This window comes from Lysinibacillus sp. NPDC096418, assembly GCF_044762775.1.
Lineage (GTDB): Bacteria > Bacillota > Bacilli > Bacillales_A > Planococcaceae > Lysinibacillus.
Genome location: NZ_JBIWEY010000008.1, coordinates 102,312 through 119,262, shown reverse-complemented (window position 1 = coordinate 119,262; position 16,951 = coordinate 102,312). Strand labels below are relative to the sequence as shown.

The following is a 16,951-nucleotide window of genomic DNA, read 5'->3' as shown; positions in this document are numbered from 1 at the left end:
TTGATGATGTGATATAGTGTTCTTACCTAAATATCTCAAAATAATAGGAATAGTTATTGTACTTAAATAAATTTCACAAATAATTTTAAGTACTGTGAAAGAAGTTGTTATAGATGAAAGATTATTTAATGATTATCGACCGAATTAACGATAAATTCGAGCGATTCAAGTTGTTAGTATTACAGGAAACCAAAGAAGTAGAGGAATTAGAGAAATTTAGCTTAACACCTCAACAAGAGATAATAATGTTGTATATCATTCGTTATGAGCCAGCAATTGCGAATGATATTGCAAAGCATCTTGAAATTTCAAAAAGTGCTATTAGTCAAGTACTACATAAACTTGAGGACGATAAAATGATCTATCGTCAAGTAAATCCATCTAATCGTAGAGAGTCTCTTATTTATCTAGGAGATCGTGGAAAAGCATATTATCAAGTCCTTACAAGGATTGATCAGTTACTTGTAGAAAAGTATTACTCAAAAGTGAGTCTAGAGGAGCTAAACAGTGTTCATGATATCTTAACTAAAATTGTTGGAACGACAAAAACTGATATGGGAGATGAAAAATGAAGCAACATTAAAACAACTAGCTGATAAGTTGGGACTGACCCCAAAAGTATAGACAAATAATAAAAGCATCTTCGATTGAATTCGGGTTTAGATATCAAAATTTCAATTAGAAGGTGTTTTTTCAATGGGAACAAGATTGAGTTATACATATGAAATGAAAATAAAGGCTATTGAGATGCAATAAGCTGGTGTACTAAAGAAACAAGTTTTAATTGAATTAAATATCTGGCATAAAACACAATTAGAAACATTGATACGCTTAAGAAATTTGTAAGAAATGGGTAAGAAAAAAGAGAAAATCGTTTCGTACAATAAAAGTACAAAGTGAAAGGGGAAAACAACATGACTTATATATTAAAAACAAATCAGCTTACAAAAGTGTTTGAAGGAAAAGAAGTTGTTTCGGGTGTCAACATGCATGTGAAGCAAGGTGAAATATATGGATTTTTGGGTCCGAATGGTGCTGGTAAAACTACGATTATGAAAATGCTCACGAATTTAGTAAAACCAACAAGTGGTGAGATTGAAATTTTCGGGGAGCGTTTAACAAATACATCATACGAAGTACTAAAAAGAATGGGCACGATTATTGAATATCCTATTTTTTATGAAAAACTGACAGCGAAGGAAAACTTAGAGCTACATTGTGAGTACATGGGTTACTATGACAAAGCAGGAATTGATCATGCACTAGACCTTGTGAAATTACACAATGTCGAAAATAAAAAAGTGAAAGACTTTTCCCTTGGGATGAAGCAGCGATTAGGAATTGCCAGAGCAATTACGACAAAACCAGAACTGTTAATTTTAGACGAACCCATCAATGGTTTAGACCCGATTGGTATTAAAGAGTTACGAGAGTTATTTAAAATGCTGTGCAAAGAATTCGGCATTACATTATTAGTTTCTAGCCATATTCTTGCCGAGATGGAACTAATGGCAGATACGATTGGTGTTATTCAAGATGGCAAGCTGATTAAAGAAGTTTCTATGAAAGATATCAATGGCGAACAGACTGAGTACATTGAGCTTACGGTACTGGATATTAAAAAAGCTACTTACATTCTAGATAATGAACTGGGCATTAAAAATTATAAAATCATGAGCGACAAAATGATTCGAATTTATGAAATGACAGTTTCGCAGCAAGAGATTTCAAAGACGCTTATTATGAATGACATTGAAATTGAAAGCATTAATAAAAAGCATAGCTCTTTAGAGGAGTATTTCTTAAATTTAATGAACGGAGAGGGAATTCATGCTTAAATTGATGAGACTAGAATGGAAAAAACATCAAATATCTAGTTATTTTAAAGGTATAGCAATTTCTATAGTGGCAATTTTCTCAGTTGTGGGTCTGATGGTGTGGGCTTCTAAAACTGAAAGTGATTTGATGTTTAATGATTATACTGGATACATGGCTTTAACAAATATTTTTATTAGAATAACATTTATGATTTTTTCCGCGGTCATTATTTCACGTCTAGTCATTGATGAATATAAGAATAAAACGATTCAATTATTGTTTACCTATCCGCTGCAACGAAAAAAATTAATGCAAGCGAAGCTCTTAATTGTATTTTTCTTTAGTTTCTTCAGCATTATCATTTCGACTGTTATCATAAATATTTTAGTATTTTTCTTGAATCCAGTGCTAGGATTGTTTGAGGCACCTGTCAGTATAGGAGAGATGATTGCTACAATCCCCGCTACATTGATTAATACATTTATGATTGCTGGCGTAGGTCTGATTCCTTTGTATTTCGGAATGAGAAAAAAATCAACACCTGCAACAATCACTTCTGCAATAGTTATTGGATTTCTTATTAACTCAACAGTAGGTAATGGCAGTGGTCAGTTTAGCTTGTTCGATTTCATTGCAGTACCAATCGTACTTTGTGTGTTAGGGCTGGCAATTGCCTACCTTTCTTATCATAAAGTTGACCGAATAGATGTGACGTAATGAATGAGGAGGAAACAAAATGCTACAGCTCATTAAACTTGAAATAAAGAAGTCTAATCTAGGATGGTATATAAGAGGCGCGTTTATCGCAAATATCATTATGACAGTTATTATGTGTTTCGTTATGTTTATGGCACAACAGGAAGGTGATTTACCGATTTCGACGTATCAAGATGTGTATCTATTCATTGGTGCAATGGTAAGGTCGACGTTTATCGTGTTTGCTTCAGTATTGATTGCGAAGGTAGTTATTGAAGAATATAAAAGTAAAACGATATTAATCCTATTCTCTTATCCTGTTAGTCGAAAAAAAATAATTGCTAGTAAACTGATGCTTATAGCTTTGTTAACGTTCATCACCATGATGTTATCTAATGTCATTGTTGCAGCTCTACTTTCTATTATTAATACTTATTTTCCTATCGTGCCATTTGAAATGACAGGAAATCAGTTGATAGGCGAGGTCACAAACATAGTTCTATTTGCCATCGCTTCTGCAGGAATGAGTTTAATACCATTGTATTTTGGAATGCGCAATCATTCTGTTCCTGCCACAATTGGTTCATCACTTATCATAGTTGCCATTGCCTGTTCGTATAACCCAGCGTTCTCATTGATAACATTTATCCCACTTCAACTGGGGCTAGCTGGTGTAGGCGCGGCAATTGCGTATCTAGCCATTAGAAATATTGAGAAAGAGGATGCGATTTGACGTGAAGAACAAGTAAGTAAAAAGTAGGTGTGAAACCGGCTTGCATATTAACTACTAAAGGAAAGATGAGGAGAAAAAATTGTGATGCAAATCGAGAATGTTTTTCATATTCCAACATTAAGTACACAGTTGTTCATAATTCTTTCAATTGTATCTATTACGATTGGATTAGGCCTAATTATTTTTGGCCTTGTAAGACAAAAAAATCAAAAAAATAGCATGTTAGCGACATGCTGTATTGTTTTTGGTATTTTAATAATAATTTCGCATATTATCCAAATCGCTGTGAGAATGCTTTAGAAAAGGAGAAATTAAAATGCGCCCAATTATAAGTATGCTAAATGATTCATGACCTATAGCAACGTCGAATCGTATACAGTGATTGGAACATTCATCCCTCCACATAATGTGCCTCCATGTCGCAGTAATTTAAATATTGGAAAAGAAAATCCGTCCTCTAAGTGATGTTCAATTATAAGAATCTGATAGTTTGTTACTACGAAAAAAGTTTGGTTAAAAGGAAGTCTGGTGTAAAGAAATAGTTAAAACTTTGTGTACTTTTTAGCTTTTTAAACTTTTTAAAAAATAGGAAGTGTATAATGAACGTGCATCACTGTTAAGATTTTCATAAGGAGGAATTTATATGATGAAAGCTGCTAGATGGTATAAACCAAAAGATATTCGTGTTGAAGAGGTTGAAGAACCGGTAATTTCGCAAGGTAAGGTGAAAATTAAAGTACAATGGACAGGTATCTGTGGAAGTGATTTGCACGAATATGCAGCTGGTCCTATTTTCATTCCTGTAGATCAGCCACACTATGTAAGTAAAGATATTGCACCAATTATCATGGGTCATGAGTTTTCTGGTGAAGTAGTAGAAATAGGAGAAGGCGTTACCAAAGTAAAAGTTGGGGATCCAGTTGTAGTAGAGCCTATTCTTGCTTGTGGGGAATGTCCTGCATGTAAAAAAGGGAAATACAATATTTGTATTCATTTAGGATTCCACGGTCTTTCAGGTGGAGGCGGAGGCTTCTCGGAATATACGATGGTCGATGAAAAAATGGTACATAAAATGCCAGAGGGTCTTTCTTTTGAGCAAGGTGCTCTTGTAGAACCTGCAGCTGTTGCACTGCATTCAGTACGTCTAAGTAAACTTAAAGCTGGAGACAAAGCAGCTGTTTTTGGTACAGGTCCGATTGGTCTGCTTGTAATTGAGGCGCTGCGTGCAGCAGGTGCATCGGAAATTTACGCGGTGGAGCTTTCAGAAGAACGTGCTGCAAAAGCAATCGAATTAGGCGCGACAGCTGTCATCAATCCAAAAGATGAAGATGCAGTAGCTCGTTTACACGAGTTAACAAACGGCGGTGTTGATGTTGCATTTGAAGTAACAGGTGTACCAGTAGTTTTACAGCAAGCCATTGATTCGACAACTTTTGAAGGTGAAACAATCATTGTATCTATCTGGGAATCAAGTGCCTCAATTCAGCCGAACAATATTGTACTATCAGAGCGAACAGTAAAAGGAATTATTGCATACCGTGATATTTTCCCAGCTGTCATGGAATTGATGACACAAGGGTATTTCCCAGCAGACAAGCTTGTAACGAAACGAATCACTCTTGATGATGTAGTAACTGAAGGGTTCGAATCATTAATGAAAGAAAAAAATCACATTAAAATACTTGTAAATTCACAGTCATAAAATATTTAGCTTAAGGAAATTTATCGTTCCTTAAGCTTTTTTAATTTAAAGTCAAAAATCTCTTTTTTTATAGATAAATATTCATAGGCAGCATGCTGAAATTGAAACGGGCAGATGGCATCCTTATAAGGAAATGGACATTGCATTAGCGTATAATATTATTGGAAGATATAAGAAATATTGGAGGGATGGCATTGAAGAAAGAAATAAACTATTTAATAGACATGTATAGAGATTCTTATTACCCAGATTTCTTAGTAGATAAGGTAAAAGAAGCGATAAAAGTGGTCGTTTATTTTCTAGAAAATGAAACATACACAATTGAATCAGTTCAACTAAAATTAGATGAGATGACCGACAAAATTAATGATTTATCTGAAGAATTTTATGCACATGATAGTGAAATTGAAACTGTTGCGAGAGAATCGATTGCGGATACTGTTTTCTTAGTTTTAGAAGCTTATCAAATTAATATTGATATCGAAGAAGCTATTCGAAATAGAGATTGGTAAAAGACGAGGTGTGTTTATGAAATTTACCGCATTGTAAAAATTAATACATTGAAATAAATGTACTTTTTACCGAAAAGATTTAGTTGGTATTAACATTAGAGGAGCTGGTTCATTGGTCATTTCCGTTCAACATATCCGTCACGCTACATCTATTCTAACAATTAACGGCAAGCGGATACTAATTGATCCGATGTTGAGTGATATTGGAGAACTTTCGCCGGTGCCCTTCACTCGAAATTATCGTAGAAATCCATTAACGCCATTACCTGTCCCACTTTACGAATTCGATGATGTGGATGCTATACTCCTAACACATCGCCATTTTGACCATTGGGATAAAAAAGCTATTTCCATTCTGAACAAACATATACCTGTAATTTGTCAGCCAAGAGACCAAGCTTCTGTGCAGTCAGCAGGTTTCTTAAAAGTGATATCAGTCAATGATTCTATTGAATGGGAAGGTATTCAAATAAAGCGAAAAGAGGGTCCTCATGCGCCCGGTATGACTGGGAAGTTACTCGGACGGGTTTCAGGATTTTTCTTAAATACATTGGTAGAAGGTTCTATTTATATTGTGAGTGATTGTATAATTACGCCGGCTATTGAAGAGGTTTTCCAAGAGCTTGAGCCAGATTTTGCGATTTTGAATGCATCGGAGGCAGAGATGATCTGGGGAACCGTTATTACCATGACACGTGAAGATATTGCACATCTCGCAAGATTGTCACCGAAAACGAAGTTTCTTACTGTTCACCTTGAAACCATTAACCATTGTAAATTGAGTCGAAATGAGCTTAGAAAGTTTTTGAAGGAACAACAACTGGAAAATTCAGTTTTGGTGCCAGAAGACGGTGAGGTTATTTCTTTTTAAAGGTAACTATACAATCATGGAGGTTTCTAACATGCAGAAAAAAATACGTGAAATGGGGATTGTAATAGGAAAGTTACCGGTAGGGATGAAAAATTGTATTACGGATGTGGCTGGAGTGCAAGTTGGGCATAAGACACTTGATTATGAAATTAATCAGGAAGGGGCGTATGCATGTACAGGAGTCACAGCGATTTTACCGCATGGTGGGGATTTGTTCCAACAAAAGGTGACGGCTGCGAGCTATGTACTTAACGGCTTTGGTAAAACGACAGGGCTTATGCAAATAAATGAGCTAGGGGTTATTGAGTCTCCAATTATGCTGACTAATACATTTGGTGTACCTGCTGTGACACAAGGGACTTTGCAATATATGCTAAATGCTAACAACGAGATTGGTGATTCGACGGGTACGATAAATATTGTTGTTGGTGAATGCAACGATAGTTACTTGAACTCAATTCGCATGTGTCCAGTTACCCCTGAGCATGCGATGGAAGCGATACAGGATGCATCAGAAGATAGAGCAGTTGAAGGAGCGGTCGGAGCAGGAAAAGGTATGGTTTGCTTTGGCTATAAGGGAGGAATTGGCTCATCTTCCCGTCTTGTGACCGTAGAACTAGCGGAAGTAACGTATACTGTAGGATGTATGGTGTTGAGTAATTTTGGACATAGCTCAGAGTTTTCAGCGGAACGTTATCAAAAATCGAACGCTCAAGGTGAATCTACTTTATCGCCGACAGATGGCTCCATTATTATTGTGCTGGCAACAGATGCACCGCTTAGTAGTAGACAACTGTCCCGTGTCATTAAACGATGTGGTATCGGTCTAGGGCGTACAGGTAGTCATTTTTCCCATGGAAGCGGTGATCTTGTCATCGGCTTTACAACGGCACACCATATTCCTCATACGACGGATCAGCTTGTAGTAACGCGTACACAGTTGCGGGAGGATCATCCGGTTATGAACCAATTATTTTCTGCTGCTGCAGAGGCAACAGAGGAAGCGATTTTGAATTCACTTTCACAGGCAGAGACAACGACTGGGCGAAATCGCCATGTCGTTAATGCGTACAAATTTGAAACAATAAAATAGAATAAATTGTAGAAGCTGTTGAAGCACAATTGTGCTTCAATAGTTTTTTATTTTTCAAAACCATAATATTTCGACTCTATGTAACGATTGCTAAAAGTAAAGTAGCGTAATTTGTATTAAATCAAATTATTATAAAATATCATGTAATAATACTATTTTTATCTAGTCAATGAATTGTAGGTGTGTTAACATTTACCTTAAAATAATGAATTGTCTAAATATTAAAACAATGTTCTTTTTCAGCTAGGAATGGAGGTGAATCGTGTTGCAAGGAGACATTTATCAACCTATTGGTGTACTAAAAACTGCTAATAGACAACAAGCTCCGCCTATCCGAGAAAATGGCGATTCACTTATTCAAATAAATGATAACCACCCTAGAATTTTTATTCATTCCTTCTACTTTCTTCAACACATTCCGAACAGTCTAAAATCGTTGTATTTACGTAATGATGCTTACGAGCGATTGAAGCAGGCAGTGCTGTTATTGCCTAAAAACTATAGTTTGATTTTGTATGACGGTTTTCGACCATTACAAGTACAGCAGTATTTATTTACACATTTTTCGAAACAAATAAAACTGCAGTTTCCTGATTTTACAGAACAAGAAGTGTTAAACGAAACACTTAAGTACGTAGCATTTCCAGCCAATGGGCAAGAGTTTAATACACCACATGTTACAGGGGGAGCGATTGATTTAACGCTTGGAGATTTAAAAGGTCGTGCATTGGACCTTGGTACAACATTTGATGAAATCAGTGAAAAGTCTGCAACCCGTTACTTCGAACAACATCCACAAGAAAATAGGCAAGCGTGCATTCACCGCCGTTTGCTGTACAACTGTATGACAATGGTCGGTTTTTCGAATTATTCAGAGGAGTGGTGGCATTACGATTTTAACAATGTTTCTTGGGCAAGACGAGTGAATGCACAAGAAGCAGGGTATGGTGCGATTGAAGCAAATATTCAAGATAATCATGTAAAGGGGTATCGATATTTATGAAGGTATATATAAGTGCAGATATTGAAGGGATTACTGGAACAACTTCTTGGAGCGAAACGGAGCTAAATGCACCGGATAATCATTTTTTTCAGAAGCAAATGACGCAAGAAGTGGAAGCTGCCATAGAAGGAGCCGTTATTGGTGGGGCAACAGAAATTTTACTAAAGGATGCACATGATACAGCGCGTAATCTCGATATTTCAAACCTGCCTGTTAATTGTAAGGTGATTCGAGGTTGGACACAAGAACCTATGTGTATGGTTGCAGGGTTAGATCAGAGCTTTGATCGTGTTATTTTCATAGGTTATCACAGTAAGGGAGGCAGTTCACGGAACCCGTTAGCACATACGTTGTCTTTGATTGCTGATGTGAAGATTAATGGCGAATATGCGAGTGAATTTTTAATTAACACGTACGCTGCTGCATTACATGGGGTTCCTGTTTCGTTTGTTAGTGGGGATGTTGGGCTCACAGAAGAAATTCAGTCTGTCAATGAAAACATCGTTACTTTTGCAACGAAGGAAGGTGTGGGAAATGCAACGATTAGTGTAAGCCCGCAGCTTGCACTAATGGAAACAAAACGTCTAGTCGAACATTCGATGAAGGTGGAGCGTGAATCGCTACAAGTGACATTACCTGAGCGCTTTGTTGTGGAGATTATTTATCGTGACCATACGCGCGCATATCGAAATTCTTTTTATCCAAAGGCAACATTTAAGCCACACAATACGGTTGAATTCGAGACGGATGATTATTTTGAAGTACTTCGAATTTTACAGTTCTTAACTTAAACAGGAACTGAATTTGACGCACTAAGTCAATGTTTGAAAATGGGCTGTAGTATATTGAGAGTGCTTCTAACATGCTTTTTACCATATAGAAAGCTAGTTAATATGCTTGAGAGGCAACTTTGACAGTACCATTTTCATTATAAAAATTGCTAGGGGGAGGTTTTTTATGAAAAAGTATTGGTTGCTGTTAGTGTGCCTTACTGCATTGCTTTGTGCAGCATGTAGTGACGATTCCTCAGATGAAAAGAAATCTGAATACCGCACCGTTTATTCAGGAGAGTTAAAAACATTAAACTATTTAAAAACATCTGAAACTAATGAGTTTGCTGTCGCTGCAAACTTAATCGATGGTCTGATTGAGTACGATAAATATGGAATCGTACAGCCTAGCATAGCAAAAGAATGGAAGTCAAATGAAGATGCAACCGTGTGGACTTTCAAGCTTCGTGAAGACGTGAAGTGGGTGACACATGAAGGCAAAGAGTATGCAGATGTTGTCGCACAAGATTTTGTAGACGGCCTCAATTACGTACTTGATGCAAAAAATGAATCGTCAACAGCCTGGATTGCAACTGTTTTGAAAAATGGTAATGCTTTTTATGAGGGGGAAATGACAGATTTCTCTAAGGTCGGTATAAAGGCAATCGATAAACATACTGTAGAGTATACTTTGGAAGCACCTACACCTTACTTCCTCTCTATGCTGAATTATGTATGTTTCTTCCCTGTGAATGGTGAGTTTTTAGCTGATAAAGGCCAGAAATTCGGGACAACACGTGAAAACGTTCTTTATAACGGTGCCTATATTTTAGACAAATTCGAACCGCAAAATGAGCGTGTTCTTGTGAAAAACGATACGTATTGGGATAAGGATAATGTATTAATCGAACGTATTCGCTCTAAATATAACAAAGAAGCAGCTACTGTTGAGCCAGAATTATTTTTGCGTGGCGAAGTAGATAATGCCATCATTCCAACATCAATTATTGATGAATGGTTTAATGATGAAAAGAAAAAAACGCAAGTTCGTCAAACTCAAAATAACTTCTATTCATATTTTTACGCCTTAAACTTTAATCCACAATTCGATGCAGAATATGAGCCTGAAAATTGGAAAGTTGCTGTTAATAATAAAGACTTCCGAAAGTCACTCTTTCATGCTCTTGATCGGGTGTCAGCCATGTTAACAGTTGAACCATACAATCCAAAAGATTTGCTTAGCAACACGATTACACCGAAAAACTTTGTGGACGTGGAAGGTGTTGATTATACACAACTAGCACCATTAGAGGCTATTGCAAATGTAGATTCATTCAACAAAGATTTAGCACTAGCGTACAAAGAAAAAGCGATGGCAGCACTTGAAGGCAAGGCAACATTCCCAGTGAAAGTGTTAATGCCATACAATTCGGGCGTTGCAGATTGGGCGAATCGCTCGCAAGTAATTGAGCAACAAATTGAAAAATTATTAGGTGCCGATTATGTAGATATTATTATAGAGGCGGGCCCTTCAACTGGCTTCTTAGCAGAGGTACGTCGTCCGGGTAAATTCGCGTTACTTGAAGCAAACTGGGGACCAGACTTTGCGGACCCATCAACGTACACAGATCCATTCGAAGCGGATGGCACGTACAATAAGCCAGAATTAGCAGAAGGGTATACTGATACTAATGGCAAAACAAAATATCAAAATTTAGTCGATGCAGCAAAACTATCCGTAGATTCGGATGAACGTTATAATCTGTTTGCTAAAGCTGAAGCCTTTTTAATTGATGAAGCATTTGTCATTCCATACGCAGTAGGTGGTAGTGGCTATATGGCTTCAAAATTAAATCCATTTGAAGGACAGTATTCACCATTCGGGGTTACAGCAGAAAAATTCAAAGGTCAAAAAGTTTTAGAGAAACCAATGAGTAATGATGAGTTTAAGGAAGCATTAGCACAGTGGGAGCAAGAGCGTGCGGATGCTTTAGCGAAAGTAGCAAAATAATCAATGCATTGATACTAGGGTGATATGGCATGACGAAGGAGATGACCGACAGTTTGATTCGGCATCTCCTTCAATCTTTCTGATATGTTTCCAGTGAGGAGGACGAAGCGATGTTGTGGTATATAGGAAAACGATTATTACAATCTGTCTTAACACTTTTTATCATTATCACTATTGTGTTTTCATTACTACGTTTAATGCCAGAAGAAGGATACTTAGGCGCTGCAGCAGAGAAAATGTCACCAGCCCAACAGGAAGTGTATTTAACGAATTTAGGTCTACGGGATCCAATGCTGGTCCAATTAGGAAATTTCTATTCGAATTTATTCCAAGGGGATTTAGGGAGATCTGTTACATACCGTACAGATGTACCTGTTATCACGATTATTGCAGATAAAATACTGTATTCGGTGCTGTTTGGATTAGGTGCAGTAGCGTTATCACTTCTAATAGGAGTGCCGCTTGGAATATTGATGGCACAGATGAAAGGGCGTTGGCTAGATCGGTTAGGGACGGGCTACATTGTCTTTGTCGTTGCGGTACCAGCAGCTGTGTATTACTTAGTGATTCAAATGTATGTTACAGAAATCTTCCATTTACCCATGCTTTTTGATGAATATAATCCAATCAGCTGGATTTTACCCCTTACCTCAATGGCTTTAGCACCGACTGCTTCCTATGCGATGTGGATGCGTCGATACATGGTGGATGAGCTAAACAAAGACTATATTAAGCTAGCACGTGCTAAAGGCGTGAAAGAGCGGACATTAATGTTCAGTCACGTGCTTCGGAATGCGTTCATTCCAATAGCGCAGTACTTACCAGCGACGATTTTATTTACTATCACAGGTTCCATCTATATTGAGTCTTTATATTCTATTCCAGGGATGGGGGGCTTACTCGTTGATGCAATACAGCGGCAGGATAATACCGTTGTACAAGGGCTAGTGCTTGTTTTCTCATCCCTTGGCATTATCGGATTGATATTAGGGGATATCGCAATGGCACTCGTCGATCCACGCATTAAATTGGGTAGAGGGGAGAGTGTGCGTTAATGGGCATATTTTCTAGTGAAATTAACAATATCTCAGACAAATCACGTGACGAGTTGTTTCAGTTTGCTGAAGTAAGTGACAGCAGTGCTGAAGAAACTGCTTACTCCAATTACTCCTATTGGCGTTCAACATGGAAATCCTTTTTGAAAAATCGCTTGGCAGTTTTTTTATTAGTGACTGTTGTAATCATAGTGGCTTTTACAATTCTTCAACCATACTTACCGGGGCAAAAGTCGCCAACAGAAATTAATATTGATGAACAAACAGGTTTACAGGCACGTAATATCGTACCAAATTCGGAATTTTTGTTTGGAACCAATTCGATTGGGCAGGATTTATGGTCTCGTATTTGGGCTGGTACACGTACATCGCTATTTATAGGTTGTATTGTGGCTTTGGTCGAGGCAATTGTTGGTATTACAATCGGTACTATTTGGGGCTTCTCTCGTAAGCTTGAGGTGCCCATTACACAGCTATACAATGTGGCAGATAATATCCCCACAACGATTCTTCTCATTTTAATGTCGTATATTTTACGTCCGAGTATTTCGACAATCATTATAGCTATGTGTATCACGGGCTGGGTGGAGATGGCACGGTTCATTCGCAACCAAATCGTCATTTTGCGCGACCGGGAATATAACCTAGCCTCAAAGTGCTTAGGAACACCAAGTTATAAAATTATCATTAAAAATTTATTGCCGTACTTAATTTCAGTCATCATGCTTCGTATGAGCTTAGCGATACCATTTGCGATAGGTGCAGAAGTATTTTTAACCTATATTGGTTTAGGACTACCGATTAGTGAACCAACCTTAGGGAATCTAATTAATGAAGGTCGTGTATTAATGATGTCTCCTGACTTACGTTATCAGCTAATTTTCCCGAGTATTGTATTAAGTGTAATTACCATTGCATTTTATATTATTGGCAACTCTTTTGCAGATGCAGCAGATCCAAAAAATCATGTGTAGGGGGAAAGACATGACAACATCTCGAATATTATCTATTGAAAACTTAGTCATTAAATTTACACTTCGTGGTCAAGTGTTAACTGCAATTCGTGACATCTCCCTTGAGCTATACAAGGGTGAAAGCCTGGCGATTGTAGGGGAATCTGGTTCAGGAAAATCAGTACTGATGAAATCAATTGTGGGTTTGCTTGATAAAAACGGTTATATCGCTCAAGGGAAAATTATTTACAATGACATGGATTTAGCACAGTTTAAAACTGAGCAAGAGTGGTTGCAGATTCGTGGGAAAGAGGTTGCAATGGTGACGCAGGACCCCATGACATCATTAAACCCGCTCAAAATAATAGGCAAACAAATTGAGGAATGTGTAATTTTACACCAAAGCTTAAAAGGGAAAGAAGCCTATGAAAAAACACTTAAATTGTTAACCGACGTAGGCATTTATGATGTAGAGAAACGCTATAAGCAGTACCCTCACGAATTTTCGGGTGGCATGCGTCAGCGGATTGTTATTGCGATTGCACTTGCCTGTAATCCGAAAATTTTAATTTGTGATGAGCCAACGACGGCACTAGACGTTACGATTCAAGCGCAAATTTTGCGACTCTTAAAAAATCTTCAGAAGAAATACGGTCTATCAATTGTCTATATTACACATGATTTAGGGGTTGTGGCTAAAGTAGCGGATCGAATTGCCGTTATCTACGCAGGTGATGTGGTTGAAGTAGGAGAAACGCACGAAGTCTTTTTCAATGGTAAGCATCCTTATACATGGGCGCTTATTTCATCATTACCACAGCTTGGTTCAAAAGGAGAACAGCTTAATTCCATCAAAGGTACTCCGCCAAATCTTTTCAAAGAGATAAAAGGAGATGCTTTTGCACCGCGGAATCAATATGCATTAAAAATTGACTTTGAGGAACGTCCTCCATTCTTTAAGATAAGCGATACTCATTATGCGCGCACTTGGCTACTCGATTCACGTGCACCTAAAGTCGATCTTCCTAATGCGTTACGAGCATTCTTTGAAGATGGGAGGCGATATGCGTATGAGCAGTAAAGAAGTGTTAGTCGAGGTGAAAAACTTAAAAGTGGTTTTTGGTAAAGGGAAAAATAAATACGTAGCGATTGATGATGTTAGCTTTGAAATTTATAAAGGGGAAACATTCGGCTTAGTAGGAGAATCGGGTTCAGGAAAAACAACAATCGGTCGTGCTATTATGCGCATCAATGAAGTGGCAGAAGGTCAGATTTTGTATCATGGGAAGAAGATTAACGGCAAAATATCCAAGGAATGGGATCGTGAAATCACACAAAAAATCCAAATGATTTTTCAAGATCCGATGGCATCACTCAATGAACGGGCGAAAGTGGACTATATTATTTCTGAGGGCCTCGTTAACACCAAGAATTTTACAAGTGAGGCAGATCGACTGCAAAAAGTACGAAATGCATTATTAAATGTAGGGTTACTACCAGAGTTTGCAAATCGTTTCCCCCATGAATTTTCAGGTGGTCAACGCCAACGCATTGGCATTGCCCGTGCGTTAGTGATGGAGCCAGAGTTTATTATTGCTGATGAACCGATTTCGGCACTTGATGTTTCGATTCGCGCGCAAGTGCTAAACTTGTTGTCAAATTTACAAAAGCAAAATAACTTAACGTATTTATTCATTGCGCATGATTTATCAATAGTACGTTTTATTTCTGATCGGACAGCAGTTATTTATAAGGGGAATATAGTAGAGCTAGCGGAGACAGAAAATTTATTCACAAATCCAATCCATCCATATACGCGTGCATTACTATCCGCAGTACCAGAGCCAAATCCATACAAAGAGCGCGAAAAAGTGGTGGAAATCTATGATCCTTCTCAGCATCGCTATGAATCGTATCCACCGTCATTTGTAGAAATTGAGGAAGGGCATTTTGTATTGGCAAACGAAGAAGAAATCATTCAATACCGTATGACGAATAAAATGGGGGTTAACAGATGATTATTCCAAAAGCGTTGAAAAAAGGCGATACAATTGGGCTTATTAGTGCTTCAGGTGCTACACCGTCTGAAAAATTACCACGAGCAATTGCAAGTGTTGAGAAGTTAGGTTTTAAAGTAGTTACGGGGGAAACTTGTCGCGCAAGGCATGGCTACTTAGCGGGTTCGGATGAGCTCCGTGCGGCTGAGGTCAACCAAATGTTCCAAGATCCAACAATTGACGGTATCTTCTGTATCCGCGGGGGATATGGTGCAACGAAAATCCTGCCACTTCTAGATTTTGAGATGATTAAAGAGAATCCTAAAGTATTTGCAGGTTATAGCGATGTGACTGCTTTACATATTGCTTTTAACCAAAAATGTAACTTCGTAACCTATCATTCACCGATGCCATCTACAGAATTTATTCGCTCAGATATGGATGATTATACATGGGAATATTTTATTAATAGTGTTATGGATACAGGGAGGAGCGGTTACTTTCTTGAAAATCCACAAAGACAGCAAATGACAACACTTGTTGCTGGTGAAGCAACGGGAGAGTTGGTTGGAGGTAATTTAACATTAGTAACCGCATCGCTTGGTACACCTTATGAAATCGATACTAAGGGGAAAATCTTATTTTTAGAAGATATAGACGAGAGCGAACAGCGTGTAGACAGGATGCTTACACAGTTAAAACTAGCGGGGAAGCTTGACGATGTTGCAGGTCTATTGTTGGGTGCGTGGACGGATTGCGGTCCAGAAAATCCAAGTCAGCCCGAGCAAAGTTTATCGTTACCAACAATTTTTAAAGAAGTTTTAGAACCACTTCATAAACCTGTATTAATGGATCTTACTTGTGGTCACTGCTTACCAACGATGACATTGCCATTAGGTCGAACAATTAGCTTTAATACAGAGACACAAGCTATTAAAGTCGTGGAGTAGAAGATATATGGAGCGGGAAATTAGGCAAATGCTTCAAAAAAGCCCCTATAAAGTGCATTTATTTGTGAAAGATGCCGAGACAAATCACTACTTTATTGGTGAGCGACTGGATGATGCCTTTTCAAGTGCTAGTTTGATTAAGGTGCCAATATTACTTGCGGTGTTGGATGATTTAGAATGTAACAATGGCTCATTAGATAGAGTAATTACAATTTCGCCTGAAAGCTGGGTTGATTTTAGTGTAATTAGTGAACAACGACTAGATTCGATTACCATATACGAACTATTAGTATGGATGATTGTGACAAGTGATAATACAGCGACTAATGTGCTGATTGATCTTATTGGTATGGACACATTAAATAAATATTTTCGTCAAATTGGTCTAAAGCAAACCAAAATACAACGAAAAATGATGGATTTTGAACGACTTGCTAAAAGCTTTGATAATATGACGACCGCACGAGATATGGCGCATATTTTTACTCGTATTTATCGAACAGAATTATTAACACCCTCATTTAGTTCGCTAGTCATTGAAATCTTGAGCCGTCAGCGTGTCTATGACTCTCTAAAACGTTATTTAGTAGACGATGTGAAAATGGCTCATAAAACAGGGGGTCTTGATACGGTCGATCATGATGTAGGGATTATTTACAGCGACACAAAGGATTATATAATCGGTGTTTTCGTCACTGAGGTTACTGATAATACAGATGCTAAACAACTAATCGGTCGCATCTCAAAAGTTGTGTATGAGCATTTAGTAAAAAAGTGAGGAGAGGCT

18 protein-coding genes are annotated in these 16,951 nt (G+C 37.7%); all 18 read left to right on the top strand.

Going from position 1 to position 16,951, the window contains the following annotated elements:
• Positions 1-113: 113 nt before the first annotated feature.
• The 18 genes from ACIQZG_RS09565 (at position 114) to ACIQZG_RS09480 (ending at position 16,942) form a co-directional block, all read left to right on the top strand.
• Complete coding sequence (locus tag ACIQZG_RS09565) at positions 114-572, top strand: MarR family winged helix-turn-helix transcriptional regulator (RefSeq protein ID WP_402754948.1); 459 nt, start codon at positions 114-116, stop codon at positions 570-572.
• Positions 573-914: 342 nt separating this feature from the next.
• On the top strand, positions 915-1,838 hold the full coding sequence (locus ACIQZG_RS09560; RefSeq protein ID WP_402754947.1) for an ABC transporter ATP-binding protein: 924 nt from the start codon (positions 915-917) through the stop codon (positions 1,836-1,838).
• Positions 1,831-2,535, top strand: a complete 705-nt coding sequence (locus ACIQZG_RS09555; protein ID WP_402754946.1) for an ABC transporter permease — start codon at positions 1,831-1,833, stop codon at positions 2,533-2,535. Before ACIQZG_RS09560 ends, ACIQZG_RS09555 begins: the two co-directional genes overlap by 8 nt.
• Positions 2,536-2,554: 19 nt before the next feature.
• A complete protein-coding gene (locus ACIQZG_RS09550) occupies positions 2,555-3,247 on the top strand; it encodes an ABC transporter permease (RefSeq protein ID WP_402754945.1) in 693 nt (230 codons plus the stop codon).
• An 81-nt stretch (positions 3,248-3,328) separates the two neighbouring features.
• Positions 3,329-3,547: a hypothetical protein gene (locus tag ACIQZG_RS09545; RefSeq protein WP_402754944.1), complete on the top strand. Its 219-nt coding sequence runs from the start codon at positions 3,329-3,331 to the stop codon at positions 3,545-3,547.
• A 346-nt stretch (positions 3,548-3,893) separates the two neighbouring features.
• The gene (locus ACIQZG_RS09540; RefSeq protein WP_402754976.1) at positions 3,894-4,949 is read left to right on the top strand and encodes a 2,3-butanediol dehydrogenase; all 1,056 of its coding nucleotides are present in this window, start codon (positions 3,894-3,896) and stop codon (positions 4,947-4,949) included.
• Positions 4,950-5,137: 188 nt separating this feature from the next.
• Entirely contained in the window at positions 5,138-5,461 is a 324-nt protein-coding gene (locus ACIQZG_RS09535; RefSeq protein WP_402754943.1) for a DUF5713 family protein, read from the top strand.
• Positions 5,462-5,573: 112 nt separating this feature from the next.
• Complete coding sequence (locus ACIQZG_RS09530; protein WP_402754942.1) at positions 5,574-6,332, top strand: MBL fold metallo-hydrolase; 759 nt, start codon at positions 5,574-5,576, stop codon at positions 6,330-6,332.
• Positions 6,333-6,363: 31 nt separating this feature from the next.
• Positions 6,364-7,425 carry a DmpA family aminopeptidase gene (locus ACIQZG_RS09525; protein WP_402754941.1) on the top strand — a complete coding sequence of 354 codons (1,062 nt, stop codon included), beginning with the start codon at positions 6,364-6,366 and terminating at the stop codon, positions 7,423-7,425.
• A gap of 265 nt (positions 7,426-7,690) precedes the next feature.
• Positions 7,691-8,428, top strand: coding sequence for a M15 family metallopeptidase (locus ACIQZG_RS09520; RefSeq protein WP_402754940.1), 738 nt, complete (start codon positions 7,691-7,693; stop codon positions 8,426-8,428).
• The gene (locus ACIQZG_RS09515) at positions 8,425-9,219 is read left to right on the top strand and encodes a M55 family metallopeptidase (RefSeq protein ID WP_402754939.1); all 795 of its coding nucleotides are present in this window, start codon (positions 8,425-8,427) and stop codon (positions 9,217-9,219) included. The genes ACIQZG_RS09520 and ACIQZG_RS09515 overlap by 4 nt, the downstream gene beginning before the upstream one ends.
• A 166-nt stretch (positions 9,220-9,385) precedes the next feature.
• Positions 9,386-11,209 carry a peptide ABC transporter substrate-binding protein gene (locus ACIQZG_RS09510; RefSeq protein WP_402754938.1) on the top strand — a complete coding sequence of 608 codons (1,824 nt, stop codon included), beginning with the start codon at positions 9,386-9,388 and terminating at the stop codon, positions 11,207-11,209.
• A gap of 110 nt (positions 11,210-11,319) precedes the next feature.
• Complete coding sequence (locus tag ACIQZG_RS09505) at positions 11,320-12,264, top strand: ABC transporter permease (RefSeq protein WP_402754937.1); 945 nt, start codon at positions 11,320-11,322, stop codon at positions 12,262-12,264.
• Complete coding sequence (locus ACIQZG_RS09500; RefSeq protein WP_402754936.1) at positions 12,264-13,238, top strand: ABC transporter permease; 975 nt, start codon at positions 12,264-12,266, stop codon at positions 13,236-13,238. Before ACIQZG_RS09505 ends, ACIQZG_RS09500 begins: the two co-directional genes overlap by 1 nt.
• A gap of 10 nt (positions 13,239-13,248) precedes the next feature.
• Positions 13,249-14,298, top strand: coding sequence for an ABC transporter ATP-binding protein (locus ACIQZG_RS09495; RefSeq protein ID WP_402754935.1), 1,050 nt, complete (start codon positions 13,249-13,251; stop codon positions 14,296-14,298).
• Positions 14,288-15,235 carry an ATP-binding cassette domain-containing protein gene (locus tag ACIQZG_RS09490; protein ID WP_402754934.1) on the top strand — a complete coding sequence of 316 codons (948 nt, stop codon included), beginning with the start codon at positions 14,288-14,290 and terminating at the stop codon, positions 15,233-15,235. Before ACIQZG_RS09495 ends, ACIQZG_RS09490 begins: the two co-directional genes overlap by 11 nt.
• Positions 15,232-16,164: a S66 peptidase family protein gene (locus tag ACIQZG_RS09485; protein ID WP_402754933.1), complete on the top strand. Its 933-nt coding sequence runs from the start codon at positions 15,232-15,234 to the stop codon at positions 16,162-16,164. Before ACIQZG_RS09490 ends, ACIQZG_RS09485 begins: the two co-directional genes overlap by 4 nt.
• A 7-nt stretch (positions 16,165-16,171) precedes the next feature.
• Positions 16,172-16,942, top strand: coding sequence for a serine hydrolase (locus ACIQZG_RS09480; RefSeq protein WP_402754932.1), 771 nt, complete (start codon positions 16,172-16,174; stop codon positions 16,940-16,942).
• Positions 16,943-16,951 lie beyond the last annotated feature (9 nt).